Origin of the sequence: Streptosporangium sp. NPDC000095, from assembly GCF_042899335.1 — a bacterium.
Lineage (GTDB): Bacteria > Actinomycetota > Actinomycetes > Streptosporangiales > Streptosporangiaceae > Streptosporangium.
Window position 1 is genome coordinate 31,553 of the sequence record NZ_JBIAZS010000006.1, and the last position, 25,041, is coordinate 56,593.

The window sequence follows — 25,041 nt, forward strand, 5'->3', positions numbered from 1 at the left end:
CCGAGCCGACGGCCCGAAGACCGGGTCAGCTCCTCCCAGGCCCCGGAGCTGACCCGACGGGCGTACGGAACAGGCGACCCGCGTCCGTCCCTGTTCCCAACCGTTCCTGCTTGTTCCTCACTCGCCCGGCGGCACGGGCGTGCTGCGCATCCGCCCGGAGGGCGGTGCCGCGGTGCCGTTCTCGTCATCGTAGGACCGCGCCGCGGCCTCCTCCCCTGCCTCGGCGGCCTCGGCGCCGTGCGAGGGGTCGGGCGCCCCGGCCCTTCTCCCGCTCGTGCGCGCCTCTCGCGCCGCCACAGGCGCCCGCACGGCCGTCTCCTCGGACGTCTCGGCGCTCGCCCCTCGGGCCTTCCTCGTAGCCCTCTCGGTGGCTTTCGCCGGGGCCTTCGCCGCGGATTTCCGCGCGGTCGTCCTCGTCGCGGCCCTCGGCTCGGCATTCGCCGGACGGTCCTGCCGGTCCCCCTCGTGGTCCTTCACGGCGAGGAACGGCTGGGTGTCCTCGTCGCGATCGCTCTCCTCGTCCGTACCGCTGCCGCCCGCCGCCGTGCCCGAAGGCTTCGCCGCACTCCTGGCCGTGCCGCGCCGTGCCGTGGTGCGCGGGCCGGTCCCGGCCGTACCGGTCTCCTCGGTCGTCCCGCCCGTTCCCGGCGGCGCCTGCTCAGGTGGGAGGTCGGCGTCGCTGTCCCAGGTCTCCACCCGCTCGCTGACCCTGCCCTCGCTGCCCTCGCTGCCCTCGCTCTCCGGCTCCTCGCTCGGTGTCCGTACGGCGGGACGGGGCGGGTGGACGAGCAGGTCGCCCTGGCGGGGCCTGACCAGGTCGCCCCAGCGCATCGGCTTACCGGGGCGGGGAGCCGCGGGCTCCTGAGGGGCCTGCGGGATGTCGGCGACCTCGGGTGTCTCCGGCGCCGCCGTGGGGCCGACCACCGGCTCGCCCACCGGAAGGTCGTGGTGCGGTGCGGTTTCCAGGGGAGGCGCGGCGTGCGGGTCCAGCATGATCTCGGCCGCGGGGTGGTGCACCAGCTGGCCAGGGTGACCTGCGTGACCCGCGTGACCCGGGTGGCCTTCGCGGTCGGGGCGGGCGGGCTGCTCAGGATGGGCGGGCGGGGTCTGCCCCTGCCACCGTTCCCCGGTGTCGGGCGCGCCTGAACGCTCGGTGGCCGCCCGGTTCGCCTCGGGGAACGGCACGATGTCGCGTTCGGACGCCAGGCCGGACAGGGCCGCGTCGGCCGCGGCCCTCCGGGCGGCGGCGTGTTTGATCAGCAGGAGCCAGAGCCACAGGGCCAGGATCAGCATCACCCAGGGGGCGACGGCGACCACGACGGCCGCTCGCCCTTCGTCCACCACCATCCGCATGGCGGTGGCCACCTCGGCGGCGACCGCGCCGGCGAGCAGCAGCGTCAGGATCACGCCCGCCTGCAGCCGCACCGGCCACCAGCCGCCCCTCAGCAGCAGTACGCCGATCATCGCGATGACGAGCAGGGCGTCGAAGGCCGCGGGATAGAGGTACGCGAGGTCGGCGGGCGCTCTGCCCGCGACGGCGAGGGCCCGTAGATCCTCGAAGGAGAGCACGCAGGCCGCCGCGGTGAGGGCGGCGACGCCGACTCCGGTGACGACGATCCCGGCGTGGCGCAGGGCGACGGCCACCCGGCTCGGCTCGGGGGCGGCGATGGTCAGTGGCGGGGGCGGGGACGGGCGGGACATCGAGCCCGTCGCCCCGGGGGATTTGGCGTCCATGGCTCTTTGAGCCTACAGAATCGACATCTAGCATGATCGGGGAAGTTTTCCGAGGGCGACAGAGAACGATCGAGGCGAAGAAATGGCAGAACTGTCCGATTCCGTACGCGAGATGTTCGACGCCGCGAACTTCGCGACCGTGACGAGTCTCAACGAAGACGGGAGCCCGCAGGCGAGCGTCGTCTGGGTGAAGACGGACGGGAACGACGTGGTGTTCTCGACGATCAGGGGCAGGCGCAAGAGCCTCAACTTCGCGCGTGACCCGCGTACGGCCATCGTGGTGTTCGATCCCGCCGACCCGTACCGCTACGTCGAGGTGCGGGGGACGGTCAGCCTCGCCGACGATCCCGATGGCGCGCTCATCCAGGAGATGTCGCACAAATACCGCGGTGAGGACTGGGTCGAGGAGAAGCCGGAGGTGGAGAGGCTGATCGCCAGGATCGTCCCTGAACGCGTGGTCTATCACGGTGCTGTTTCGACGGACTAGTCGGGCGACATTCACCGCTAGTGGTCATAAAACACTCTGCTGAGTGTCTTCAACGTCCCGCAACTCGGTTTGTGAGGCGAGGTGAGGCATTAGCCTTGCCTTCGTGAGCCTGCAGCTATACGACACCAGCGTACGCACCGTCCGCGAATTCGTCCCGGTAGAACCCGGCCGGGCCTCGATCTACCTGTGTGGTGCCACCGTGCAGGCTCCCCCGCACATCGGGCACATCCGCTCGGGCGTCAACTTCGACGTGCTCCGCCGCTGGATGATCAGGTCTGGGTACGAGGTGACCTTCTGCCGCAACGTCACCGACATCGACGACAAGATCATTAGAGTCGCCGCAGCCGAGAACGTGCCGTGGTTCGCCGTCGCCGAGCGTAACCAGAGGGCCTTCACCTGGGCCTACGAGGTGCTGGGTTGCCTGCCCCCGACCGTCGAGCCGCGTGCCACCGGTCACGTGCCCGAGATGATCGAGCTGATGGACCGGCTGATCGCCGCCGGTCACGCCTACGCCTCCGGCGGTGACGTCTACTTCGACGTCATGTCCTACGCCGACCGGTACGGCTCGCTGTCCAACCAGAAGCTCCAGAACATGCGGGCCGCGGGCGACACCGAGACCGACTCCTGCAAGCGAGACCCGCGCGACTTCGCGCTCTGGAAGGGCGAGAAGCCGGGGGAGCCGACCTGGCCGACCCCGTGGGGCCGGGGCCGTCCCGGCTGGCACCTGGAGTGCTCCGCCATGGCGACCAAGTATCTCGGCGCCACCTTCGACATCCACGGCGGCGGCGTCGACCTGATCTTCCCGCACCACGAGAACGAGCTGACCCAGTCCCAGGCGGCGGGCGACGGCTTCGCCCGCTACTGGATGCACAACGGCATGCTCAAGATCGGCGCGGAGAAGATGAGCAAGTCGCTCGGCAACTCCCTGCTCGTCCCCGAGGTCACCAAGAAGGTTCGCCCGGTCGAGCTCCGTTACTACCTGGCGGCACCCCACTACCGATCCTCGATCGAATACTCGGAGGAGGCGCTGTTCGAGGCCGCCTCGGCCTATCAGCGGATCGAGGGCTTCGTCACCCGCGCGGCCGAGGTCATCCACGACGTCGACGCGCACGCGCCGCTTCCCCAGGCGTTCTCCGACGCCCTCGACGACGATCTGGGCACCCCCCAGGCGCTCGCCGTGGTGCACGAGGTGGTCCGCGAGGGCAACGTCGCGCTGGCCCAGGGCAACAAGGAGCAGGTCGCAAGGCTGCTCGCCGAGACGCAGAACATGCTCGACGTCCTCGGCCTCGACCCGCGCTCGGAGCAGTGGCGCTCCTCGGGCGGCGAGACCGGCATGCGGGCGACCGTCGACGCGCTGGTCGCCGTCGCGCTGGAGCAGCGGCAGGCGGCGCGGGCGCGCAAGGACTTCTCGGCGGCCGACAGCATCCGTGACCAGCTTTCCCACGCGGGCATCCACGTCGAGGACACCCCTCAGGGCCCGCGCTGGGAACTCTCGCGGTGAAACCAGGCCGTACGCTATAGACCATGGCTGGTGGGGGTAAAGGGTCCGGGCGACCCGCGAAGAAGAAGAGTCCGACCAAGGGCACGGGCGGTAACGTCCGCCGAGGCTTGGAGGGCAGGGGAGCCACCCCGCCGGCGCACATGCGGCACTGGCACAAGGACAAGGCGCGCACCGAGCGGGTCGAGCGCGAGGAGAGGACCGGCAGGTCTCCCTCCCCGCGCACCCCGGTTCGCACCCGGCGCAGCGACGACGCGCCCGAGCACATCGGCGGGCGCAACCCCGTCGTGGAGGCGTTGCGGGCCGGAGTCCCGGCCAGCACGCTCTATGTGGCCCTGCGCATCGACAACGACGACCGCGTCAAGGAATCGGTCCGCATCGCCGCCGCCCGGGGCATCGCGATGCTGGAGGTCGGCAGGGAGAAACTCGATCGTCTCACCGAGGGGGGGATCCACCAGGGCATCGCCCTGCAGATCCCCCCGTACGACTACGCACACCCCGACGACCTGGTCCGCATCGCCCAGGAGGGCGCGGAGGTCCCGCTGATCGTCGCTCTCGACAGCGTCACCGACCCCCGCAACCTGGGCGCCATCGCCCGCTCGGCCACCGCCTTCGGCGCCCACGGTCTGGTCATCCCCTCCCGCCGCTCGGCCGGGGTCACCGGCGGGGCCTGGAAGACCTCGGCCGGCACGCTGGCCACCCTGCCGGTCGCCCGCGCCGCCAACCTCACCGCCACCCTGCGGGAGTACCGCGAGGCGGGCCTGTTCGTGATCGGCCTGGACGGCGAGGGCACGGTCGACATCGGCGAGGCCAACCTCCTCGACGGCCCGCTGGTCGTCGTCGTGGGCTCCGAGGGCAAGGGCCTGTCCCGACTGGTCCGCGAGGCGTGTGACCTGGTCGTCCGCATCCCGATGCGGGCCGCCGCCGAGTCGCTCAACGCCGGCGTCGCCGCGGGCATCGCCCTCTACGAGGTCGCCCGCCACCGCCGTTCCTAACGGTTCGCAATCGGCGGGGCATACCTCGGTGACGTACGGGGAGTGAGCCGACTACACTCGACTGGCGACCGTGCCGACGTAGCTCAATCGGCAGAGCAACAGTCTTGTAAACTGTAGGTCAGGGGTTCGATTCCCCTCGTCGGCTCGCAGTAAAGGGCCAGGTCAACCGGCATCCGGTGACCTGGCCCTTCGATCGTTAAGCGGACTTTTTGCCTTTTCGTGCCACCCGCGTGCCCCTGGTCTTCTTCGTGGCCGTCTTGCGTGCTACTTCGAGTGCCTTCCCGGGGCCTCCACGATGGCCGTGGCGCGGTCCTGACCTGTGGCAGGATCGCGGGATGCTGCAACTCACCGATTTCATCATCGACTGTCCGGACACGATGAAGCTGGCAGCCTTCTATTCTGAGGTGACAGGCCGCCCGATCAAGGAAGACAGCGACGAGAACTGGGCCGGCATCAAGTTCGGCGAGGTCGAGCTGGCCTTCATCCGGGTGGACGACTACCGCGCTCCGCAGTGGCCCGACAGCGAGCACCCCAAGCAGTTCCACCTCGACTTCGAAGTGGATGAGATCGAGTCCGAGCAGCGCCGCGTCCTCGACCTCGGCGCGACGCTGCGGCAGGACTTCATCGGCCCCAACGGCTATGGCTGGCGGGTCTACACCGACCCGATCGGCCACCCCTTCTGCCTGTGCCGCAACAAGGGCGTCGTCTGGACCGACCAGGGCCTGGTCTGACCCTGGCCATGGGGCAGCCATCACAGCTGTACAGGTCGCGATCGCGCGGTGGTCTGTTGACGTGACCTTCCACCGGTCAAGGGGATCGGCTACGTGGACGACGTCCGGTGGTCGCTCGTGTGCCGGGCGGATGTCCCGGACGGCGGGGTCTCCTCCTGGTCGAAGGTGATCACGATGTATCTGCCGTTGGCGTAGCTGACCACGGGCCGCTGGAGCATGTCACCCGCGTGGCGGGCGACCCCCTGCCACAACTCCACCATCTCTGGAGTGTCGGCGGTTATCCTGAACCGCCCGTTGGTGACGAGGTTCTGAACGACCAGGGAAGTGAAGTTCGCCTCGGCCCGGGCTCTCTCCTCTGAGTCGAGGGGGGTACGCCGGGGCACGAGGTGAGGGCCGGGAGGGTGAATCATCGAATACCTCCAGCGTGGCCGCCGATGACGGCCGCGAGACCGTAGGCGATCACGTCGGGGGGCGCGACCCGGGGACGGGTGCGGTCGCCACGCTCATCGCGATGCCCACCAAGATCCCGGCGATCCCGACGAGCGCTGCCAGGTCGGCGTCGGCGGGATTCGTCCCTCGGCTCACGGTCTCACCTTAAAGCGCGAGGCGTGGAACGCGCCGCGCGATCGCCACCGCACTTCTTCATGGCCGTCTTGGGCGTCTCGCCCAGAACCTCTGTGATGACCCTGTCGCGGTGGTGGCCGACGCGCTGGTAGATCGGCCCGAGCGGAAAAACGCCATCGGACGGTGGCGAGAATCGGGCTGCCCGCGCATCGCGCCCAGCCGCCCCACCGCACAGAGCCCTATGACTGCCCGCGGTGGAAGATGCAGGTCATCTGGGTGACGGAGTCCGCGTACACGCTCTCCGACACGTGACTGAGCGCCCACCCCTCACGTTCGATCCCCTCGATCAGATCGGCCGCCTCAGGGCTTGAGGAAGCCCCGGAACCGCTGTAGTCGATCCGAAGGCGGGACACGAAGACCTTGCGTCCTTCCGCGTGCGCCTGCCGAGCCTGCTCGACGGTCTCGGTGATTTCCTGTCCCTTGTCCTTGGATTTAAAGAAGCTCATGATCGTCCGACTCCTTCACGAGAGCTGCCCCAGCGGGGTCACCAAGGAATGCAACGACCTCGTGTGCGAGTGGGTTCCGCCGGAGGTCGACGATCAGGCCTCAGGGTTGGGAGTGATCACTCGGGTGCGAAGGTGGTGCCGATTCTCGCTAAAGGCCGGTTATGCGATCACGGGGTGGGTGTTCGGTAGCGTGCCGGGTGGCAATCGGTCGGCGAGTGTTGGAGTGGGGTTGGGAATCGGCCAGACGGGTCCTCGGGCCGGGCAGCGCATGACCCGATGGCTCCTTGAGACCGGCCTTCTGGAGTTGGTCAGCCTCGGGCTGTTCCTCTGGATGTACCTCTACCCGGGACAGCGGCTGTGGGCGGGGGACGGCTGGCCCTATGCGCCGGCCGGGATGCTCACGCTGGGGGTCGTCCTGGTCGAGGGCGGCGTCTACTGGCTCGTCAAGTTCTGGCTGTTGAGCGGTCGCCGTACCAGGCGCGGCAGCCCTGAGATCCGGCTTCGTGGCCTTCAGGCGTTGTACGTCTTCAACGTCGTGCTTCTGCTGGTGTTTCCCGTCGTGCTGTCCGTCGGCATCGTCGTACGCGGGGTCGGGAAGGACCTGCCAGGTCTGTTGCTCGGGGTCGGGCTGTATGTGTTCGCGGTCGGCGAGTTCGTTCACTACTTCCTGTGGAAGATCAATATGCGGTCGGCGGAGCGGGCGTCGGCACGTCGCGGTTCCCGGAGGATTCCCGCTCGGTTCCTGCGTGAGCTTCGGCGGGCGCGGGCGGACGTCCAGCGGTCGCGAAACCTCGGAGTCGGGAATCGACGCTCACTCTGAAACGGCCGGTTTGAGCAGGCCGGTCTCGTAGGCCGCCGCGACCGCGGCCGCCCGGTCGTTGACGCCGAGTTTGGCGAAGATGTGCAGCAGATGCGTCTTCACCGTCGCCTCGGTGATGAACAGTTTCGCGGCCACCTCGCGGTTGGTCGCGCCACGGGTGATGAGGCCGAGCACCTCGGTCTCCCTGCGGCTCAGCACCCGTTGCCTCGGGGTGCGCACCCTGTGCGCCAGCACGCCGGCCACCGAGGGGGACAGCACCGTCTCGCCGCGGGCCGCCGCCCGTACGGCGTCACGCAACTCGGCACGCGGAGTGTCCTTGAGCAGGTAACCGGTGGCGCCCTGCTCGATCGCGGGCAGGACGTCGGCGTCGTCGTCGAAGGTGGTCAGGACCAGCACGTGGACGCCGGGCGTCTGTTCACGCAACCGGCGGATGATCTCGGCACCGCTCATCTTCGGCATACGCAGGTCCATGAGCACGACATCGGGGCTCGTCCGCAACGCGACGGCGAGGGCCTCCGGTCCGTCGGCCGCCTCGCCGACGACCTCGAAGGCGTCGTCGCCGGTGAAGATCCCGCGCAGCCCGTCGCGGACGACGGGGTGGTCATCGACGATGATCATACGAATCGGCATGTCTCAGACCGCGTTTCCGTGGTTTCCGTGGTTTCCGTGGTTTCGGTGGTGGCCGAACGAGCCGGGGCCCGCGTCGGCGTCCGTGTTTGCGTCCACGCCGGCGTCCGTGTCGGCGGGAGGAATGGCGGGGACGGTCGCCGAGATGCCCGTTCCCTGGCCGGGGGCCGTCTCGATCACGAACTCACCGGCCAGCCGGGTGACTCGCTGGCGCATCGCGATGAGGCCGAAACCGCCCGGGAGCGAACCGTCCGCCGTTCCCGGGGTGAAGCCGCATCCGTCGTCGCGCACGTCCAGCACCACGACATCCTCCATGTACGACAGGGTGAGTCCGACCCGGGTGGCCGAGGCGGCGTGTCGCGAAACGTTGGCCAGCGCCTCCTGCGCCACCCGCAGCAAGGTGGTCTCCACCTCCGCGTGCAGCGGCCGGGGGTCTCCGGTGACCGACACGGAGGCGGGTTTGCCGGTGGTTCGTGACCATTTGGTGGTGACATCGTGAAGGGCGGTGGCGAGCTGAGCCTCGTCCAGCGGTGCCGGGCGCAACCCCTGGACCGATCGCCGTGCCTCGTTCAGGCTCTCCCTGGCCAGAGTGCGTGCCGTGTGCAGGCGCGCGCGGACGGCCGGTATGTCGTCGAGCGCGTCGTCGGCGGCTTCGAGCTGGGTGAGGATGCCGGTCAGGCCCTGCGCGATGGTGTCGTGGATCTCCCTCGCCATCCGCTGCCGCTCCCCGAGCACGCCGGCCTCACGAGCGCTGGTCAGGAGCCGGGCCTGCAGGTCCGCGTTCTCCTCCGCGACCGCGGCGAGTGTGGCGCCGGTCTTCCTCAACTGAAGGATCATCGCTTTGCGCTGGTCGTTCTGGTCGGAGACGATCCGAATCAGCAGGCCGATCGCGGAGGCGACCAGCGTCGCGACGAGGAAGGCGTAGAGCATCTCGGCCGGGGAGCGTCCGGGGCGAGGGGTGACGGTGACCAGCACACCGGCCGTCGCGGCCACACCCGCGTACGCCCACCTGCCGGGCAGCAGGGTGAAGGCCTGGATGAACGCCCCCACGCCTGTCACCGTGAACATCGTGTCGATTCCGATCAACGTCCCGATGACGGCGAGCGTCACGGCGAAGTAGACGGCCATCGCGATCGGCCGTTCGGTCCAGGCGGGGTGCGAGGTCACCATGAACCAGTGCCAGGCTCCGGCGAGCACCGCGAGTGCCAGCACCTCCGGTCTCCAGTCCCGCAGCAGGGAGAAGACCGTCGGAAGCAGCAGGAACACGTACGGCAGGGCGAGCCGGGCGTGATCCCAGCGTGAGGTGTCGAGGTCTGCGCCGGTCACCACCGGAAGGCCCTGACGGCGATGCCGCCGGCGACGACGGCGGTCGCCACCATGAGCCCCAGGGTGACCGGGGCGATCGCATCGCCCTCCCACGCGGCGCGGATCGCCTCGACCACGGGGGCCATCGGGGTGAGGTCGCCGATGGCGCGCATCGAGCCGGACATGGTCTCCCGGGGGATCATGGCGCCGGAGAGGAAGACCATCGGGAAGAACACGCTCAGCCCGATCACGGTCGCGGCGCGGCCGTTCGGGACGAGAGCGCCGATGAAGAGGCCGATGGCGCCGAGGCTCAGCGCGCCGAGTGTCCAGGCCAGCAGGAAGCCCGTGGTGTCGGCCGGCGCCGACAGTCCGAGAACGGCCAGTCCGATGGCGATCAACAACACCGTTCCGATCGCGGCCACCAGCGTGTGAGCGGCCCACTGGGCACCGAACAGCATCGCGGGTGAGGCGGGAGTGGCGCGCAGCCGCTTCAGGACGCGGCGTTCCCTGTACTGCGCCAGCGTGGCAGGGAGGACGACCAGCCCGGCCAGTCCGATGACGAAGACGCTCAGCATCGGCACCGTGGCGTCGATGACCGGCAGCCCGCCGGGAAGGGGCTTGCCGGTACGCGTCTTGACCCACAGCATGATCGCTGGGAAGACGAGGGCGAAGAACCCCGACATCGGATCACGCACGATCAGTTTGAGTTCGACCGCGATGACCCGCGTGATGCCTTTCACGTCGTCTCCCCTCGGGTCAGGGCGAAGTACGCGTTCTCCAGCGAATCGGAGCGCCCCTTCGCGATCAGTTCGTGTGGGCCGCCCTCGGCGACGACGCGACCCCGGTCGATGATCGCGATGCGGTCGCACAGGGCCTCGGCCTCGTCCATGAAATGGGTGACGAGAACGACGGTGACCCCGCGCTCGCGCATGTCGCGGATCAGGCCCCAGGTCATCCGGCGGGCGGAGGGGTCCAGGCCCGTGGTCAGCTCGTCGAGGAAGACGACCTCCGGGTTGCCGACCAGGGCCAGCGCGATGAACAGCCGCTGTTTCCAGCCGCCGGACAGCCCCGCGAAGCGGGTGCTCCTCTTGTCCGCCAGTCCCCACTCGTCCATGAGTTTCCGCCAGTCGGCGGGCCTGTCGTAGAAAGAGGCGTACATCCGCAGCGCCTCACCGACCTTGATCGCGTCGGGCAGGGCGGCCTCCTGCAGTTGGACGCCGACGCGTTGCAGCAGCGCGCGCCGATCGTCTTGGGGGTCCAGCCCCAGTACGCGCAGGGTGCCGCCGTCCCGTCGCCGCAGTCCCGACGCGCATTCCACGGTCGTGGTCTTTCCCGCTCCGTTGGGGCCGGCGATTCCGAAGATCTCCCCGTGCTCCACCTTCAGGGAGAGGCCGTCCACCGCCTTGCCGTCCCGGTAGCTCTTCCTCAGGCCGTCGATCTCGATGACTGTCATGTTCCGAGAATCATCGGTGGACGGCCCCTTCGGAATCCACCGGATGGTTGATGGGGCAAGGCGGAGGAAACGGGGGCTTAACTCCCCGGACGGTCTCTCGTGTCGGCGTATTGGGGAGGCAACCCTGGAGATTCGCCCCGTACGGGCGCCCCTTTGTCACATACTGAGACGCTAGATAAGCGGAGAGTGACCGACGAGGGGCGCGGCGGTGACAGTAACGATCCTCCAGCGAGTCCGCACGGGGCGGGGTGGCTGTGACATCACGAGCATGGAGCGGGGCGGCCACGGCGTCACGAGTGTGGAGCGGGGTGGCCATGACATCACGAGCGAGGAGGCGCTTCGGTCCGACATCGACGTCACCGTGATCGTTCCCCTGCACAACTGCGGTCCCTATCTCGACAGATGCCTGACGTCGCTGCTGATCCAGCGCGTCGCCCTGGAGGTGGTGGTCGTCGACGACGGTTCCACCGACGGCGGTGTCGCGCTGCTCGACCTCTACGCCTCCTGCCACCGCGGTGTGATCCGCGTCGTCAGGCAGGAGGCGTCGGGCGGCGCCGGGCGCCCGCGCAACGTCGGACTCTCCCACGCGCGCGGCAGATACGTCTTCTTCTGCGACGCGGACGACTACCTCGGCCCTCAGGCGCTGGAGCGGATGCTCGCGATGGCCGACCGCAACGGTTCCGACATCGTGCTCGGGAAGATCGTCGGGCATGACCGCAAGGTGCCGATCTCGATGTTCAAGGAGAACGCCGAGCGGGTGCCGCTCGGCGACAGCGCGGTCTACAACAGCTTGAGCTGCTTCAAGCTGTTCCGCAGGGAGATGCTGGAGCGGCACGCCATCCGTTTCGACGAGACGCTCCTGGTGGGGGAGGACGTCGTCTTCACCACCCACGCCTACTGCCACGCGGAGGTGATCTCGGTGGTCGCCGACTACGACTGCTACCACCTGGTCGCCCGGCCGGACGGCACCAGCATCATGCAGCGGCCGGGGAGCCGCGATCCGGTCTCCTGGCTGCGGATGATCAAACGGCCGGTCGAGCTGATGCTCGCCCACGTGCGTCCGGGAGACCTCCGCGACCACCTCCTGCGGCGTCATTTCCGGATGGACGCCTTCGGTAACCTCGGCAGGCCCTTCCTGGACGCCGGGGAGGTCGCGCGCAAGGAGATCGTCGCCGAGGTGGCCGACATGTGCGAGCGGTGGCTGACCGACGGGGTCCGCGAGCGGCTCCCGGCGATCGACCGGAGTCGGATCGCCGCCCTGCAGGACATCGACCGCCTGGTGCGGCTGGCGCACATCGAGTCGGCCTCGGTCCGCCGGGAGCTCACCGCGCTGCGTTGGGAGCGGGAACGGGAGGGGCGGCTGGCGATCTCGGGCAAGGTGGCGCTGAGCACGCTGGAGCGTTACGGCCGCCCGGAGATCACCGGCGGGGATCTCGCCCTGGTGCTGCGGCGCCGGCACACGGGTGTCGGCCCCTGTGACGAGGTCGTGGTTCCGGTGGACGGCGACTGCGCGGGGTTCACCGGGACCGTCGACGTCACCACCCTGTCCTCCGGCATCTGGGACGTCCACGTGAGTGTCGTCTTCGAGGGGGTGCCCCGGCTCGCGCGTCTGGGCACCGAAGGGGAGGGGCCGATCGCGCCGCCCGCGCCTCGCGTGGTGGGCGATGTCGTCGCCGTCGTCGCCCTTCCGTACTTCACCCACCCGTACGGCAACCTCAGCCTCGACATCGGCGGGCACGTGGTCTCGGTGCCGGGGAGCGTGCGGCTGGTGCGCGCCCGCTGGGCCGCCGGGCACCGGCTGGTGCTCGACGGTGAGGTCAGCGTGGGCACGGATGCTCCGGCGGCGGACGCGGTGCGCTTTCTGGTCTGGCGGGAGCGGGAGTCGAGCCGGGAGCGGCGCGAGCCGGTCACGGTCGGCGAGGGCGGCGCGTTCACGGCCTCCCAGGCGATGGGGCGACTGGGGCCCGGCACCTGGGACGCCTACCTGGAGCTCGACCTGGGTGGGCCGCCCGCGCGCTTCAGGATCGAGGCGGTGCCCGAGGCGATCGAGCATCCGCGCACGTGGTGGCGTGGCGCGGTCAGGTGGAGTGTCAGGCCCTACGCCACGGCGGGGAAGGGCAGGCTCAGCACGGTGGTTCGAACCCTCGGCCCCAGAACTTTCATCAGACGTATCGTGCGTTAATGCCACCTTCTTGCAACTACAAGCCCATGGCCTAAAGTTAGGGGCAAATCCGCATTTCGGAGGCTTGTAGTGCACGTACCCGATGGCTTTTTCAACGCCGCCGTCTCGGTGTCGGCGGGGGCGGTGGCCGCCGCCGGTGTGGCCGTGTGCCTGCGCGGCGCCCGTCGCGAACTCGACGACCGCACCGCTCCGATGGCCGGACTGGTCGCCGCCTTCGTCTTCGCGGTCCAGATGCTCAACTTCCCGGTCGCCGCGGGGACCAGCGGGCACCTTCTCGGCGGTGCGCTGGCCGCGATACTCGTCGGCCCTTACACGGCGGTGTTGTGTGTGGCCGTCGTCCTCCTGGTGCAGGCGTTCTTCTTCGCGGACGGCGGGCTGACCGCGCTGGGCGTCAACATCACCCTGATGGGCCTCGTCGCCGTGCTGGTCGGGTGGGGTGTCTTCCTCCTGATCACCCGGAGCGTGCGGAACAGGGGCGTCGTGGTGGCGGCCTCGTTCGTCGCGGCGCTGCTCTCGGTGCCCGCCTCGGCGCTCGCGTTCACCCTGCTGTTCTGGATCGGCGGCACCGCGCCCATCGAGATCGGCACGGTCGCCGCGGCGATGGGCGGCGTGCACCTGCTCATCGGCGTGGGGGAGGGCCTGATCACCGCGGTCACCGTCAGCACCGTGCTCGCGATCCGGCCCGACCTGGTCTACGGCGCCCGCGGAATCGTCGCGCCGCTGGTCCTGCGTGGCGCGGACGGCGACGTGATCGTCACCCCCGGATCCCCCGGATCCCAGGGGGCTCAGGCGCCGGTCGCCGCCCGCCGTCCCGGCTGGTTCCTGCCCGCGGGAATCGCGGTGGCGGCGCTGCTGGCGGGCGTCGTCAGCTTCTACGCCTCCTCCTCGCCCGACGGCCTGGAGTGGGTCGCCGAGGACAAGGGCTTCAGCGACCAGGCGACCGACCACTCGCTGGGTGAGCAGCCGCTCGCCGACTACGGGGACGTGGGCGGCATCCCGGTGGGTGTGGCGGGAGTGATCGGCGTCGGGGTGACGCTCGCCGTCGGCGGTGGGGTGTTCTACGCCGTGCGCCGCCGGGGCGACCACGGTGACGGCACCGGTTTCGACGACAGCGACAAGAAGGTGTCCGCCTAGTGGGATCGGGCCACCACCACCAGCTCCACCGGCCGGGCGACACGCTCGTGCACCGGCTGCCGCCCCAGTGCAAGCTGGCGGCGGTGGCCGGGTTCGCCGTGGTGGTGGTCGCCACCCCGCGCGAGTGGTTCTGGGCCTTCGGGTTGTACGCCGCGCTCCTGGCCGTCGTGGCGGCCCTCGCCCGGATCCCGGCCGGGTTCGTGCTGCGGCGGATGGTGGTCGAGGTCCCGTTCGTGGTGTTCGCGCTGGCCATCCCGTTCATCGGGTTCGGCGAGAGGGTGACCTTCATGGGACTCTCGCTCAGCGTCGCCGGCCTGTGGGCCGCCTGGAACATCCTGGCCAAGGCGACCCTGGGCGTGGTCGCGAGCGTGCTGCTCGCGGCCACCACCGAGCCACGGCTGATACTGCTGGGCGCCCAGCGTCTGAGGCTGCCGCCGCTGCTGGTGCAGATCGCGATGTTCATGCTCCGCTACATGGACGTGATCCTGGACGAGATGCGCCGGATGCGGGTGGCGAGGGAGTCGCGCGGGTTCGTGGCCAGGGACGTGCGGCACATCCCGGTGATCGCCAGATCGGCGGGGGCGCTGTTCATCCGCTCGTACGAGCGGGGCGAGCGGGTGCACCTCGCGATGCTCAGCCGGGGCTACACCGGTGTGATGCCGGTGATCCAGGACCTCTCGGCCGCCTCGCGGCAGTGGCTCGTCGCCGGTATGTTGCCGGGTGCGGCACTCGCCGTGTTACTCGGGAGCTGGGGGTTCGTGTGACAGTGCCGTCCTCGCGGCCCGTGCCGGCCTCGTCCCCGCCGCCCGCGCCGCTCTCGCTGGAGGTGAGCCGCCTGGCGTACGCGTACCCGGACGGCACGCAGGCGTTGTTCGGTGTGGACCTTCGGGTGGAGCGCGGTGAGCGGGTCGCGCTGCTCGGGCCGAACGGCGCGGGCAAGACCACGCTGGTGATGCACCTCAACGGCATCCTGACCGCCGGGCACGGCACGGTGGCCGTGGCGGGACTGCCGGTCGGCAAGGAGTCGCTCAGGGAGATCCGCAGGCGGGTCGGGCTCGTCTTTCAGGACCCCGACGACCAGCTCTTCATGCCGACCGTCCGGGAGGACGTGGCCTTCGGCCCGGCCAACATGGGCGTCGCGGGTGAGGAACTGGAGCGGAGGGTCAAGGACGCGCTGGAGCGTGTGGGCATGCTGGAGACGATCGACAGGCCACCGCACCACCTGTCGTTCGGCCAGCGCCGCCGGGTCGCGGTGGCGACGGTGCTGGCGATGGAGCCGGAGATCCTGGTGCTCGACGAGCCCTCCTCCAACCTGGATCCGGCCTCCCGGCGCGAGCTGGCCGAGATCCTGCGAGGGCTCGACGTGACCGTCCTGATGGTCACCCACGATCTGCCGTACGCGCTGGAGTTGTGCGAACGCTCGCTCATCCTCTCCGGGGGCGTGATCGCCGCGGACGGGCCGACCCGTGAGATCCTCGCCGACGCGAGCCTCCTCGCCGCCCACCGGCTCGAACTGCCGTACGGTTTCGCCGCCCCCTGACGGCGGCACCTCCGGTCGTGGGGCTCGTGCCATACGAACTTCCTGTGAACAATCGCGCATGACCTCGCGTGCAGTGCGGGCGAAGTAAAGTGGATCTGCCCTTCGGGCGCGAGGAGGACTGATGAAGCTACGGCTGGCTCGCCGCGCCGTCGGTGACGCCGTGGTGGTGGCTGTCGAGGGCGAGCTCGACCTGTTCACCGCTCCCTTCCTGCGAGACGAGGTCCGCGACGCGATCAAGCTGGATGGCGCGCGCCTCGTCCTCGATCTCACCGCCCTGTCCTTCATGGACTCCAGCGGCCTGTCCGTGCTGATCGAGGCATGGCGGCTGGCCACGGGCGAGGGCGGCGGGGTCTGCCTGGCGGCACCCCAGCCTCCGGTGGCCCGGATCCTCCGCACGACGGGCCTCGACCGGCGGATCAAGGTCTATCCCGACGTGAGCAGCGCCGTCGGGGAGATCTAGCGTCGGCGAGTTTTACCCTACCCCGAGTAGAACTTCATTCGGTCCGCGCGTTAAAGTCCGCACATGGACGTGAACGGAGCAGCAGCAATCATCTCGGGCGGTGCCAGCGGTCTCGGTGAGGCCACGGCCCGCGACCTCGCCGCGCAGGGTGCCCTCGTCGTCATCGCCGACCTCAACGAGGAGCGCGGCAAGTCACTGGCCGACGAACTCGGTGGCGTCTTCGTCAAGACCGACGTGTCGGACGAGAACCAGGTGCAGGCGGCTGTGGACGCGGCCGTGGCGACCGGCAGGCCGCTGCGTGTCGTGGTGAACAGCGCGGGCATCGGCTGGGCGAGCCGGACCGTGGGCCGTGACGGCTCGCCCCACGACCTGGCCTCGTACCGCAAGGTCATCGAGGTCAACCTGATCGGCACCTTCAACCTCATGCGCATCGGCGCCGCCGCGATCGCGAAGACCGAGCCGGTCGACGCGGACGGCCAGCGCGGTGTAGTGATCAACACCGCCTCGGTGGCGGCGCTGGAGGGACAGATCGGCCAGGTCGCCTACTCGGCGTCCAAGGGCGGCATCGTCGGTATGACCGTCCCCGCCGCGCGTGACCTCGCCGCGATCGGCGTGCGTGTCAACACCGTCTGCCCCGGCATCATCGACACCCCGATCTACGGTTTCTCGCCCAACGCCGACGAGTTCAAGGCCAAGCTGGTGGCTCCGGTGGTCTTCCCCAAGCGCATGGGGCTCGCCTCCGAGTTCGCGCACCTGGTCCGCTCGTTGATCGAGAACGACTACATGAACGCCGAGACGATCCGTTTCGACGGTGGTATCCGCTTCCAGCCCAAGTAGGAGTCATCCGGTGTCTGACGAGGTTCTGGTCGAAGTCGACGGCGGCGTGGCCGTCATCACGATCAACCGCCCCAAAGCCAGGAACGCGGTCAACGGCGCCGTGGCTCGGGGCCTCGCGGCCGCGATGGACGAGCTGGAGGAACGGAAGGACGTGGCGGCCTACGTCCTCACCGGCGCGGGCGGAACGTTCTGCTCGGGCATGGACCTGAAGGGGTTCCTGACCGGGGACTTCCCGGTCGTGGAGGGCAGGGGGTTCGGCGGTATCGCCGAGGCGCCGCCGAAGAAGCCGCTCGTCGCCGCCGTCGAGGGATACGCCCTGGCCGGAGGCTGCGAGCTCGCGCTGGCCTGCGACATCATCATCGCCTCCGAGGAGGCGAAGTTCGGGCTCCCCGAGCCCAAGCGAGGGCTGGTCGCGGCGGCGGGCGGCGTGATGCGGCTGCCGCGGCGCATCCCCTACCACGTCGCGATGGAGATCGCCCTGACCGGCGACCACTTTCCCGCCTCCCGGCTGTACGAGCTCGGCCTGGTCAACCATGTCACGCCCGTGGGCGAGGCCCTGGCCACGGCCGTCGAACTCGCGAGCAGGATCGCCGCCAACGCCCCGCTCGCGCTCGCCGCGACCAAGCGCGTGATCGTGGAGTCGGCGGACTGGAGCCGTGACGAGATGTTCGCGAAGCAGGGAGAGATCATCAATCCGGTGTTCGCGTCCAAGGACGCGATGGAGGGGGCGGCGGCCTTCGCCGAGAAGCGCGCTCCCCGGTGGGCGGGCGAGTAGCGCCGGGATCGCCGGGATCGGCGGGAATCGAAGGAAAACTGTGTGCCGGGCGCGATCCGAGGGGCCGCGCCCGGCGCATTCACGGCCAGGAGTGCGTACGGTAAAGGTGTGGACAGGTGTGGCGAGGGCACTTGACATTCACGCCGACGCTCCAAAGGCCAGGAGAGTGCATGAACGACCACGCGACCGGAACGACCCCCACCGGCCGATCCTCCGGCGATCTTCTGAAGCGCAGGGCGGGAGATCTGGCCGCGGGCGCGCTGGGCGCCGCGATCGTCAACGTCATCCTGGTCGGTGTCATGTGGGTGGTCGAGATCGCCGACTACGTCCTGCCGGGGGAGTTCGACGTTTACGGCATCCGGGCCTGGAATCCCGACAGTCTGGGCGGCATCTTCCTCGCCCCCTTCCTGCACGCCGGATTCGGCCACCTGATGGCCAACTCGCTTCCCCTGCTGGTTCTCGGGTTCCTCGCCGCGCTGCGCGGGATCGCCCGTTTCCTGGGGGCCAGCCTGATCATCGTGCTGGTCAGCGGGCTTGGTGTCTGGTTCACCAGCTCGCCGTATGCGGTCACGGTCGGTGCGAGCGGCCTGGTCTTCGGGTATTTCGGTCTTGTCGTCGCCCGAGGGCTGTTCGACCGCCGGGCCCTCGACATCGTGATCGGTGTCGGTGTGGCGATCGCCTACTACTCGATCATCTGGGGCGTGCTTCCCGGCGAGGACGGCATTTCCTGGCAGGGGCACCTGTTCGGGCTGATCGGCGGCATCATCGCGGCCTGGGTGATGCGCCGCAGGCGCCCCAGGGCCGTCACTCCGGCCTACTGAGAGACACAGATCTTTCAAAGGCGCGTCGCGTCCGGCTTCGGGAGTCTCCCCGGAAAGTCGCCTCAGGAAAGCCGCATCTCCGTCTACCGAACCTCCAGGCATCGGGCCTGTCCCGGAGACGGGTTGTCGGCCGACTTCGAGGGCTTCGCCGAGAAAAGGGCGCTGTACGGGGCTGTGGGCGCTATGTGGCGCTTGGTAGCGCCTTGGTAATCACATTGGTCGGGCGGGGTGGTTCGTGGCCTCCGGGGGCGAATAAAGCCGCTCCGGGGGTCGTCCGCCGGCGGGGTGATGACCGTCCGGGGACACGACCGGCATCCGGGACGGCCGGACCCGGTGGCGGCGCGTTCTTTTCGGCCGCATTCCCGGGGAGTTTTTTCCGTGAACGCACAACAGAAGATTCTGCTGTAATTCATCAGCTATGGAAGCATCGGTTGATTTAAGTGACAATGTGACAAAATTTCATGTGTGAACCTGCCTGGCCGCGTGCCCGTACATGTTCCAGGGCCATCACAGCCGGGCGCGACCCTCGAAAGGTGGCCGCGGGTGAACCTGGGATCCCTGGAACGCGCGATCATGGACGTGCTGTGGGGCTGCAAGCAACCGATGCTGGTTCGCCAGGTGCAGGACATGCTGAACCAGAACGCCGAACGGAGCCTGGCCTACACCACGGTGCAGACCGTCGCCGAGCGTCTCGTCAGGAAGGGCCTGCTGGAAAGGGCCCCCGTGCGCAACGCCTTTCGCTACACCGCGAGCCGCTCACGGGACGAACACGTGGCGGGGCTGATGCTCGCGGCACTGGCGAACAGTCCCGATCGGGCTCCCGTACTCTCGCGGTTCGCGGAGGGGGTGGACCCGGACGACGCCCTGCGCCTGCTGCACGAGCTGGCGCGGCTCGCGGGGGAGCGGGCCCACGCCTCGGCGGCGGGCGGGACCCCGAGCACGCTGCCCTAGGCTCCCGCCCCGGGAGCCGGTGATCCGGCTTCCGGGACGGGAGAAGGGGAACGAGTCCTCGCGTACCGTCCTCGCCGGGTCGACGAGGACGGTGCCCCACCTCGGGGAAGCGGGGGACTACAGGCGCTCGACGACGTAGTCGACGCAGGTGGTCAGGGCCTCGACGTCCTCGGGGTCGATGGAGGGGAACATCGCGACGCGCAGCTGGTTGCGGCCGAGCTTGCGGTAGGGCTCGGTGTCGACGATGCCGTTGGCCCGCAGGACCTTCGCGATCGCGGAGGCGTCGACGTCGTCGGAGAAGTCGATCGTGCCCACCACGTTGGAGCGGAACTCGGGAGCCGCGAACGGGGTGGTGTAGGAGGTCTTCTCCGCCCAGGTGTACAGGCGCCGGGCCGAGTCGGCCGTGCGGGCGGTCGTCCAGGCGAGGCCGCCGTTGCCGTTCATCCACTCGATCTGCTCGGCGAGCAGGAAGAGGGTGGCGACCGACGGAGTGTTGTACGTCTGGTCCTTGGAGGAGTTGTCGATCGCCACCGGGAGGCTGAAGAACTCGGGGACGTAGCGCCCGCTGGAGGCGATCTCGTCGACCCTGGCCAGCGCGGCCGGGGACATCAGGGCGATCCAGAGGCCGCCGTCGGAGGCGAAGCTCTTCTGCGGCGCGAAGTAGTAGACGTCGAACTCGCTCGCCTCGACGGGCAGGCCGCCGGCGCCGGAGGTGGCGTCGACCAGCACGAGCGAGCCCTCCTCGCCCACGCGCCTGATCGGCATCGCGACGCCGGTCGAGGTCTCGTTGTGGGTGAGCGCGTAGACGTCGACGCCCTCCTCCAGGCGGGCCTCGGGGTGAGTGCCCACCTCCGACTTGATCACGGTCGGGTCGCCCAGCCACGGGGCCTTGGCCGCCACGGAGGCGAACTTCGAGGAGAACTCACCGAAGTGCAGGTGCTGGGACCTGTCACGGATCAGTCCGAAGGCGGCGATGTCCCAGAACGCGGTGGTGCCGCCGTTGCCCAGGACGACCTCGTACCCCGCGGGGAGGGAGAACAGCTCGGAAAGCCCCGCGCGAACGCGCCCGACCAGCGCCTTGACGGGCTTCTGGCGGTGAGAGGTGCCCAGGAGACTGGACCCGGAGGCCGCGAGAGCCGAGAGTTGCTCGGGGCGCACCTTCGAGGGCCCGCAGCCGAAACGGCCGTCGGCGGGCTTGATGTCAGAGGGAATCACGATGTCAGCCACCTGACCAGCCTACTGAGCCCGGGGATCGATCCAGGACGGGGTCCGGATTTCGAGACGAGCCGTTGAAGGGTTTTGGGCAGGGCGGGACGATCACGCGGGGTGTCGCGGGTTCTTCGGGGTCCCGGGCGCTCGACGGCGCTCGACACGTCCGGTGAGCTCCAAGGGCGCGCGGGTTCCTCGGGGACCCGAAACCGGCAACGGCTGCCGCGCGAGACGTCGCGCGACAGCCGTACAGGAGGGGGAACTTCAGAAGGGGTGGATGACCTCGGCGGCTCCGGGGACGTCCTGGACCGAGCGCTGGGACGGACCCACGTAGTCGGCGCTGGGGCGGACGAGCCTGCCCGTGCGCTTCTGTTCCAGGATGTGGGCGGCCCAGCCCGCGGTGCGCGCGCAGGTGAACATCGAGGTGAACATCGAGGAGGGGACCTTGGCGAAGTCCAGGATGACCGCCGCCCAGTACTCGACGTTGGTGGCGAGCACCCGGTCGGGCTTGCGGGCGTGCAGCTCTTCCAGCGCGGCCTTCTCCAGCGCCGCGGCGACCTCGTAACGCGGTGCGTCGAGCTCCTTGGCGGTGCGGCGGAGCACGCGTGCCCGGGGGTCCTCGGCACGGTAGACGCGATGACCGAAGCCCATGAGGCGCTGCCCCTTGTCGAGCTCCGACTGCACGTACTTCCTGGCGTCGCCGAGCTGCTCGACGCCCTCGATCATGTGCAGCACGCGCGCGGGCGCACCGCCGTGGAGCGGGCCGGACATGGCGCCGACCGCACCGCTCAGCGCCGCGGCGACATCGGCTCCGGTGGAGGCGATCACCCTGGCGGTGAAGGTGGAGGCGTTCATGCCGTGCTCGGCGGCGGACGTCCAGTAGGCGTCGATGGCCTTGACGTGCTTGGGGTCGGGCTCGCCCTGCCAACGGATCATGAACCGCTCGACGATGCTCTCCCCCTTGTCGACCTCGCTCTGGGGGACCATCGGCTTCCCCAGGCCGCGCGCGGACTGCGCGACGAAGCTCAGGGCGTTCACGCTGGCGCGGGCCAGGTCGGCGCGGGCCTGTTCGTCGTCGATGTCGTGCAGCGGCCTGAAACCGTACGCGGGGGCCAGCATGGCCAGCGCGCTCTGCACGTCGACGCGGATGTCACCGGAGTGGACAGGAATGGGGAAGGGCTCCGCCGGGGCCAGGCCCGGCTGGAACTTGTTGTCGACAAGCAGGCCCCACACGTGTCCGAAAGAGACGCGACCGACCAACTCTTCGATGTCGACGCCCCGGTAGCGAAGGGCGCCCCCTTCTTTGTCCGGTTCCGCGATCTCCGTCTCGAAAGCCACCACGCCTTCGAGCCCGGGTTTGAAGTCGGACATTCTCGGCTGCCTCCCTTTCTTGAAGTCAAAGCCTTGATGTCGAGATACCGGCGGGTCATATTCAACCCCCTGGGCCGAGGCGGTGTGCCGCCGGACCCGCCGGAACGCGATCGCCCCAGGTGGGGGGCACCGCGCGGGCTTCCTGCTCGGCACGGGAGAATACCTTCCCGTGGATGCCACATCGCGACCGCCTTCGATGGCGGGCCTTCGCCGCACGTACCAGGGACTGCCCCTGATCGAGGCAGATCTCGCCCCCGACCCCTTCTCCCAGTTCGCCCTCTGGTTCGGCGACGCCGTGGACGCCGGGCTTCCCGAACCGAACGCGACCGTGCTCGCGACCGCCTCGGCGGGTGGGCGGCCGACGGCCAGGACGGTTCTGCTCAAGGGCTACGACGAGAACGGGTTCGTCTTCTACACTAACTACGAGTCGCGCAAGGGCCGGGACATGGCGGAGAACCCGCGTGCCGCCCTGCTGTTCCCCTGGCACTCCATCCGTCGCCAGGTGCGGGTGGAGGGATCGGTGGTACGGCTGCCGCGCGAGGAGTCGGCCATCTATTTCAGGTCCCGGCCCTACGGGTCGCGGATCGGCGCGTGGGCGTCGAGGCAGTCGGCGGTCGTGCACTCCAGGGACGAGCTGGACGCCCGTTACGAGGAGTTGGCGGAGCGCTGGCCCGAGGATCCGCCCGTCCCCGATTTCTGGGGCGGGCTGCGCGTGGTGCCGTCCGAGGTGGAGTTCTGGCAAGGTCGCACCGACCGCATGCATGACCGCCTCCGTTACCGGCGCTCCGGCGCCACCTGGGTCGTCGAACGTCTGGCCCCCTGAACACCCTCCCCGCTTTGTGCTGATATATCCATGTATGTCGGTTAGAGGGGTGTCGGGGTGGGGTTCAGGGACTTCGTTGGTAGGCATGCGGCTGATACGCGCCCGCTCGCCATACCCGCCTACCGGAGGCTCTGGGCCGGTCAGGGTGTGTCGTTCATCGGCTTCCAGCTCACCTCGGTGGCCGTCAGCGCCCAGATCTACGACATCACGAAGTCGTCCTTCTGGGTCGGCATGCTCGGTCCGGCCAACCTGATCCCCCTGATCGTCTTCGGACTCTGGGGAGGCGCGATCGCCGACGCGGTCGACCGGCGCAGACTCCTCATCGTCGGCGCGCTGATCGCCTGGTCGGGGACGCTCGCGCTCCTCGTCCAGGCCGCACTGGGCTCGACGAGCGTCGGCCTGCTGCTGGCCACCGTGGCCGTGCACGCCACCGGCTTCGCCATCACCGGGCCGACCAGAGGCGCGATCATCCCCAGGCTGGTCCCCGTCGACCTGATCCCCGCGGCCAACACCCTCAACTTCCTGGCGGGCGGCCTCGGCACGGTCATCGGGCCACTGCTCGGCGGGGCGGTGCTCGCGCGAAGCGGCTTCGCCGCCGCCTACCTGATCGACGCGCTGCTGTTCGGCGCCGGTTTCTACGCCGCGCTGAGGCTGCCGAAACTCGAACCGATCGGAGAGGTGACCCGCCCGGGTCTGCGGTCGGTCGTGGACGGTCTGCGCTACATCTCCGGACATCCGGTCGTGCTGATGTCGTTCGTCGTCGATCTCATCGCCATGGCGTTCGCGCTGCCCAGGGCGCTGTTCCCGGAGATCGTGGACGAGCGGTTCGGCGGCTCTCTGATCGCGTTCGGCTGGCTGTCGGCCAGTATCGCGATCGGCTCGGTGCTCGGCGGCCTGCTGTCGGGCTGGGTGGGCCGGGTCCAGCGCCAGGGACTGGCGCTCACGTACGTGATCGCCGCATGGGGGCTCACCGTCGCCGCGGCGGGGCTCGCCGACCGGTTGTGGTTGATGGTCGCCCTGCTCGCGTTCGGCGGGGCCGCCGACCTGGTCTCCGCGGTGTGGCGGCAGACGATCCTGCAGACCCACGCGCCCGACGACATGCGCGGGAGGATGCAGGGGGTGTTCCTGGTGGTGGTCGCGGGAGGTCCCCGGCTGGGCGATCTGCGGGCCGGCGGCACCGCCTCGTGGTTCGGCGCCACGTGGGCGTGGGTGGGCGGCGGGATCGCCTGCGCGGTGGCCGTGCTCGCGGTGGGGCTGGCCGTCCCGGCCTTCAGAAAATATCGCCCGCTCGCGCGCAGTGTTTGAGCAGCTAGGGAAGGATTTGGCGTCCTCGGGCGTTGCCCTTCTTTGTCATCGTGGGCTGTTCTCCCAATAGGGTCGTCTTCTCAGACTTCCGAGGTCCCGCGCCGCCCTCCCGGGAACACCGCGCGATGGACGTAGCATCGAGAGAGGACGGGAGGAACCTTGACCGCACACGGCCTGATCGACACGACGGAGATGTACCTTCGTACGATCTTCGAGCTGGAGGAGGAGGGCATCGTCCCCCTGCGCGCGCGTATCGCCGAGCGTCTCCAGCAGAGCGGTCCCACCGTCAGCCAGACGGTCGCCCGGATGGAGCGCGACGGCCTGGTTCGCGTCGAGGGCGACCGCCATCTGACCATGACCGATCTGGGACGCACCCTCGCGACCCGTGTCATGCGCAAACACCGCCTCGCGGAATGCCTGCTCACCCAGGTGATCGGTCTGCCCTGGGAAGAGGTGCACATCGAGGCGTGCCGCTGGGAGCACGTCATGTCCGAATCCGTGGAGGCCAGGCTCATCAGCCTGCTCAACAATCCCACGGAGGACCCGCACGGCAATCCGATCCCGGGCCTTGAGGAGCTCGGTGTCGTCGGCCATCCCGGGGGGAGGCTGGAGTCGCTGCCGTCGATGGCCGCGATGGCCGGACCCAGAGATATACCCGTTGTCGTGCGGCGAATTAGCGAACAAGTGCAAAGCGATCCGGCTGTGATGCTTAAACTCAAGCAAGTCGGGATACAACCCGGACGCGAGGTGACGCTCGCGGCGAGCGACGACGGTGTGCGGGTGACAGGTGACGACGAGGCGGACAATTTTCTTGCGGATCTCCCGCGAGAGATTGCCGCGCACGTTTTCGTCTCCACACGCTGACCGAGGCCCCCTAGCTCGGTTGGATCCCGTTCGGGAGTCCCTCCGCTCC

The 25,041-nt window shown here is 69.3% G+C and carries 27 protein-coding genes and 1 tRNA gene; 18 read left to right on the forward strand and 10 right to left on the reverse strand.

Features of this window, described 5'->3' with window-relative positions:
* Positions 1-117 precede the first annotated feature (117 nt).
* Entirely contained in the window at positions 118-1,734 is a 1,617-nt protein-coding gene (locus ACFY3V_RS15400) for a DUF2637 domain-containing protein (protein WP_389773727.1), read from the reverse strand.
* Between the two features lie 82 nt (positions 1,735-1,816).
* Between ACFY3V_RS15400 and ACFY3V_RS15405 the strand changes: the two genes are divergently transcribed.
* From ACFY3V_RS15405 to ACFY3V_RS15425, 5 genes are all read left to right on the forward strand, one after another.
* Positions 1,817-2,221 (forward strand): PPOX class F420-dependent oxidoreductase, encoded by a 405-nt coding sequence (locus ACFY3V_RS15405; RefSeq protein ID WP_350943166.1) that lies wholly within the window; start codon positions 1,817-1,819, stop codon positions 2,219-2,221.
* 103 nt (positions 2,222-2,324) lie between these two features.
* Positions 2,325-3,722, forward strand: a complete 1,398-nt coding sequence (gene cysS, locus ACFY3V_RS15410; protein ID WP_350943167.1) for a cysteine--tRNA ligase — start codon at positions 2,325-2,327, stop codon at positions 3,720-3,722.
* A gap of 23 nt (positions 3,723-3,745) precedes the next feature.
* On the forward strand, positions 3,746-4,714 hold the full coding sequence (gene rlmB / locus ACFY3V_RS15415; protein ID WP_362895883.1) for a 23S rRNA (guanosine(2251)-2'-O)-methyltransferase RlmB: 969 nt from the start codon (positions 3,746-3,748) through the stop codon (positions 4,712-4,714).
* Between the two features lie 72 nt (positions 4,715-4,786).
* Positions 4,787-4,859: transfer RNA gene (locus ACFY3V_RS15420), tRNA-Thr, on the forward strand.
* A 190-nt stretch (positions 4,860-5,049) separates the two neighbouring features.
* Positions 5,050-5,445 (forward strand): VOC family protein, encoded by a 396-nt coding sequence (locus ACFY3V_RS15425; RefSeq protein WP_362503217.1) that lies wholly within the window; start codon positions 5,050-5,052, stop codon positions 5,443-5,445.
* Between the two features lie 89 nt (positions 5,446-5,534).
* On the opposite strand, the gene ACFY3V_RS15430 is transcribed toward ACFY3V_RS15425, so the two are convergent.
* From ACFY3V_RS15430 to ACFY3V_RS15440, 3 genes are all read right to left on the reverse strand, one after another.
* The gene (locus tag ACFY3V_RS15430) at positions 5,535-5,855 is read right to left on the reverse strand and encodes a hypothetical protein (protein WP_362895889.1); all 321 of its coding nucleotides are present in this window, start codon (positions 5,853-5,855) and stop codon (positions 5,535-5,537) included.
* 49 nt (positions 5,856-5,904) lie between these two features.
* The gene (locus ACFY3V_RS15435) at positions 5,905-6,030 is read right to left on the reverse strand and encodes a hypothetical protein (protein WP_362895891.1); all 126 of its coding nucleotides are present in this window, start codon (positions 6,028-6,030) and stop codon (positions 5,905-5,907) included.
* Between the two features lie 218 nt (positions 6,031-6,248).
* Positions 6,249-6,515, reverse strand: coding sequence for a hypothetical protein (locus tag ACFY3V_RS15440; protein ID WP_362895893.1), 267 nt, complete (start codon positions 6,513-6,515; stop codon positions 6,249-6,251).
* A gap of 229 nt (positions 6,516-6,744) precedes the next feature.
* Between ACFY3V_RS15440 and ACFY3V_RS15445 the strand changes: the two genes are divergently transcribed.
* Complete coding sequence (locus tag ACFY3V_RS15445; protein ID WP_389773734.1) at positions 6,745-7,335, forward strand: hypothetical protein; 591 nt, start codon at positions 6,745-6,747, stop codon at positions 7,333-7,335.
* On the opposite strand, the gene ACFY3V_RS15450 is transcribed toward ACFY3V_RS15445, so the two are convergent.
* Genes ACFY3V_RS15450 through ACFY3V_RS15465 form a run of 4 tightly spaced genes read right to left on the reverse strand, consistent with a single transcriptional unit; the run spans position 7,327 to position 10,720 of the window.
* Positions 7,327-7,953, reverse strand: a complete 627-nt coding sequence (locus tag ACFY3V_RS15450) for a response regulator transcription factor (RefSeq protein ID WP_362895897.1) — start codon at positions 7,951-7,953, stop codon at positions 7,327-7,329. The genes ACFY3V_RS15445 and ACFY3V_RS15450 overlap by 9 nt on opposite strands.
* A 15-nt stretch (positions 7,954-7,968) precedes the next feature.
* Complete coding sequence (locus tag ACFY3V_RS15455) at positions 7,969-9,288, reverse strand: sensor histidine kinase (RefSeq protein ID WP_389773739.1); 1,320 nt, start codon at positions 9,286-9,288, stop codon at positions 7,969-7,971.
* Positions 9,285-10,007: an ABC transporter permease gene (locus tag ACFY3V_RS15460; protein WP_389773742.1), complete on the reverse strand. Its 723-nt coding sequence runs from the start codon at positions 10,005-10,007 to the stop codon at positions 9,285-9,287. Before ACFY3V_RS15460 ends, ACFY3V_RS15455 begins: the two co-directional genes overlap by 4 nt.
* On the reverse strand, positions 10,004-10,720 hold the full coding sequence (locus ACFY3V_RS15465) for an ABC transporter ATP-binding protein (RefSeq protein WP_362895905.1): 717 nt from the start codon (positions 10,718-10,720) through the stop codon (positions 10,004-10,006). The genes ACFY3V_RS15460 and ACFY3V_RS15465 overlap by 4 nt, the downstream gene beginning before the upstream one ends.
* Before the next feature lie 208 nt (positions 10,721-10,928).
* On the opposite strand from ACFY3V_RS15465, the gene ACFY3V_RS15470 reads away from it, so the two are divergent.
* The 9 genes from ACFY3V_RS15470 (at position 10,929) to ACFY3V_RS15510 (ending at position 19,420) form a co-directional block, all read left to right on the forward strand.
* On the forward strand, positions 10,929-12,902 hold the full coding sequence (locus tag ACFY3V_RS15470; protein ID WP_362895907.1) for a glycosyltransferase family 2 protein: 1,974 nt from the start codon (positions 10,929-10,931) through the stop codon (positions 12,900-12,902).
* Between the two features lie 69 nt (positions 12,903-12,971).
* Positions 12,972-14,036: an energy-coupling factor ABC transporter permease gene (locus ACFY3V_RS15475; protein WP_362895909.1), complete on the forward strand. Its 1,065-nt coding sequence runs from the start codon at positions 12,972-12,974 to the stop codon at positions 14,034-14,036.
* Positions 14,036-14,800 carry a cobalt ECF transporter T component CbiQ gene (cbiQ, locus tag ACFY3V_RS15480; RefSeq protein ID WP_350943201.1) on the forward strand — a complete coding sequence of 255 codons (765 nt, stop codon included), beginning with the start codon at positions 14,036-14,038 and terminating at the stop codon, positions 14,798-14,800. The genes ACFY3V_RS15475 and cbiQ overlap by 1 nt, the downstream gene beginning before the upstream one ends.
* Positions 14,797-15,576, forward strand: a complete 780-nt coding sequence (locus tag ACFY3V_RS15485) for an ABC transporter ATP-binding protein (protein ID WP_350943202.1) — start codon at positions 14,797-14,799, stop codon at positions 15,574-15,576. Before cbiQ ends, ACFY3V_RS15485 begins: the two co-directional genes overlap by 4 nt.
* A gap of 121 nt (positions 15,577-15,697) precedes the next feature.
* The gene (locus ACFY3V_RS15490; RefSeq protein ID WP_350943203.1) at positions 15,698-16,036 is read left to right on the forward strand and encodes an STAS domain-containing protein; all 339 of its coding nucleotides are present in this window, start codon (positions 15,698-15,700) and stop codon (positions 16,034-16,036) included.
* Positions 16,037-16,099: 63 nt separating this feature from the next.
* Positions 16,100-16,873, forward strand: a complete 774-nt coding sequence (locus ACFY3V_RS15495; protein ID WP_350943205.1) for an SDR family NAD(P)-dependent oxidoreductase — start codon at positions 16,100-16,102, stop codon at positions 16,871-16,873.
* 10 nt (positions 16,874-16,883) lie between these two features.
* Complete coding sequence (locus ACFY3V_RS15500) at positions 16,884-17,648, forward strand: crotonase/enoyl-CoA hydratase family protein (RefSeq protein ID WP_362895914.1); 765 nt, start codon at positions 16,884-16,886, stop codon at positions 17,646-17,648.
* Positions 17,649-17,818: 170 nt separating this feature from the next.
* Positions 17,819-18,469: a rhomboid family intramembrane serine protease gene (locus ACFY3V_RS15505; protein ID WP_362895915.1), complete on the forward strand. Its 651-nt coding sequence runs from the start codon at positions 17,819-17,821 to the stop codon at positions 18,467-18,469.
* A 543-nt stretch (positions 18,470-19,012) separates the two neighbouring features.
* The gene (locus ACFY3V_RS15510; RefSeq protein ID WP_350943208.1) at positions 19,013-19,420 is read left to right on the forward strand and encodes a BlaI/MecI/CopY family transcriptional regulator; all 408 of its coding nucleotides are present in this window, start codon (positions 19,013-19,015) and stop codon (positions 19,418-19,420) included.
* 117 nt (positions 19,421-19,537) lie between these two features.
* On the opposite strand, the gene serC is transcribed toward ACFY3V_RS15510, so the two are convergent.
* Both serC and ACFY3V_RS15520 read right to left on the reverse strand, forming a co-directional pair.
* Positions 19,538-20,647, reverse strand: a complete 1,110-nt coding sequence (gene serC, locus ACFY3V_RS15515; protein WP_350943209.1) for a phosphoserine transaminase — start codon at positions 20,645-20,647, stop codon at positions 19,538-19,540.
* A 246-nt stretch (positions 20,648-20,893) separates the two neighbouring features.
* On the reverse strand, positions 20,894-22,000 hold the full coding sequence (locus ACFY3V_RS15520) for a citrate synthase 2 (RefSeq protein ID WP_362895919.1): 1,107 nt from the start codon (positions 21,998-22,000) through the stop codon (positions 20,894-20,896).
* A gap of 169 nt (positions 22,001-22,169) precedes the next feature.
* On the opposite strand from ACFY3V_RS15520, the gene pdxH reads away from it, so the two are divergent.
* The 3 genes from pdxH to ACFY3V_RS15535 all read left to right on the forward strand — a co-directional run bounded on the left by pdxH (position 22,170) and on the right by ACFY3V_RS15535 (position 24,992).
* Complete coding sequence (gene pdxH / locus ACFY3V_RS15525) at positions 22,170-22,823, forward strand: pyridoxamine 5'-phosphate oxidase (RefSeq protein ID WP_350943212.1); 654 nt, start codon at positions 22,170-22,172, stop codon at positions 22,821-22,823.
* A gap of 57 nt (positions 22,824-22,880) precedes the next feature.
* Positions 22,881-24,128, forward strand: coding sequence for an MFS transporter (locus tag ACFY3V_RS15530; RefSeq protein ID WP_389773754.1), 1,248 nt, complete (start codon positions 22,881-22,883; stop codon positions 24,126-24,128).
* Positions 24,129-24,287: 159 nt separating this feature from the next.
* Positions 24,288-24,992: a metal-dependent transcriptional regulator gene (locus tag ACFY3V_RS15535; protein ID WP_350943215.1), complete on the forward strand. Its 705-nt coding sequence runs from the start codon at positions 24,288-24,290 to the stop codon at positions 24,990-24,992.
* Positions 24,993-25,041 lie beyond the last annotated feature (49 nt).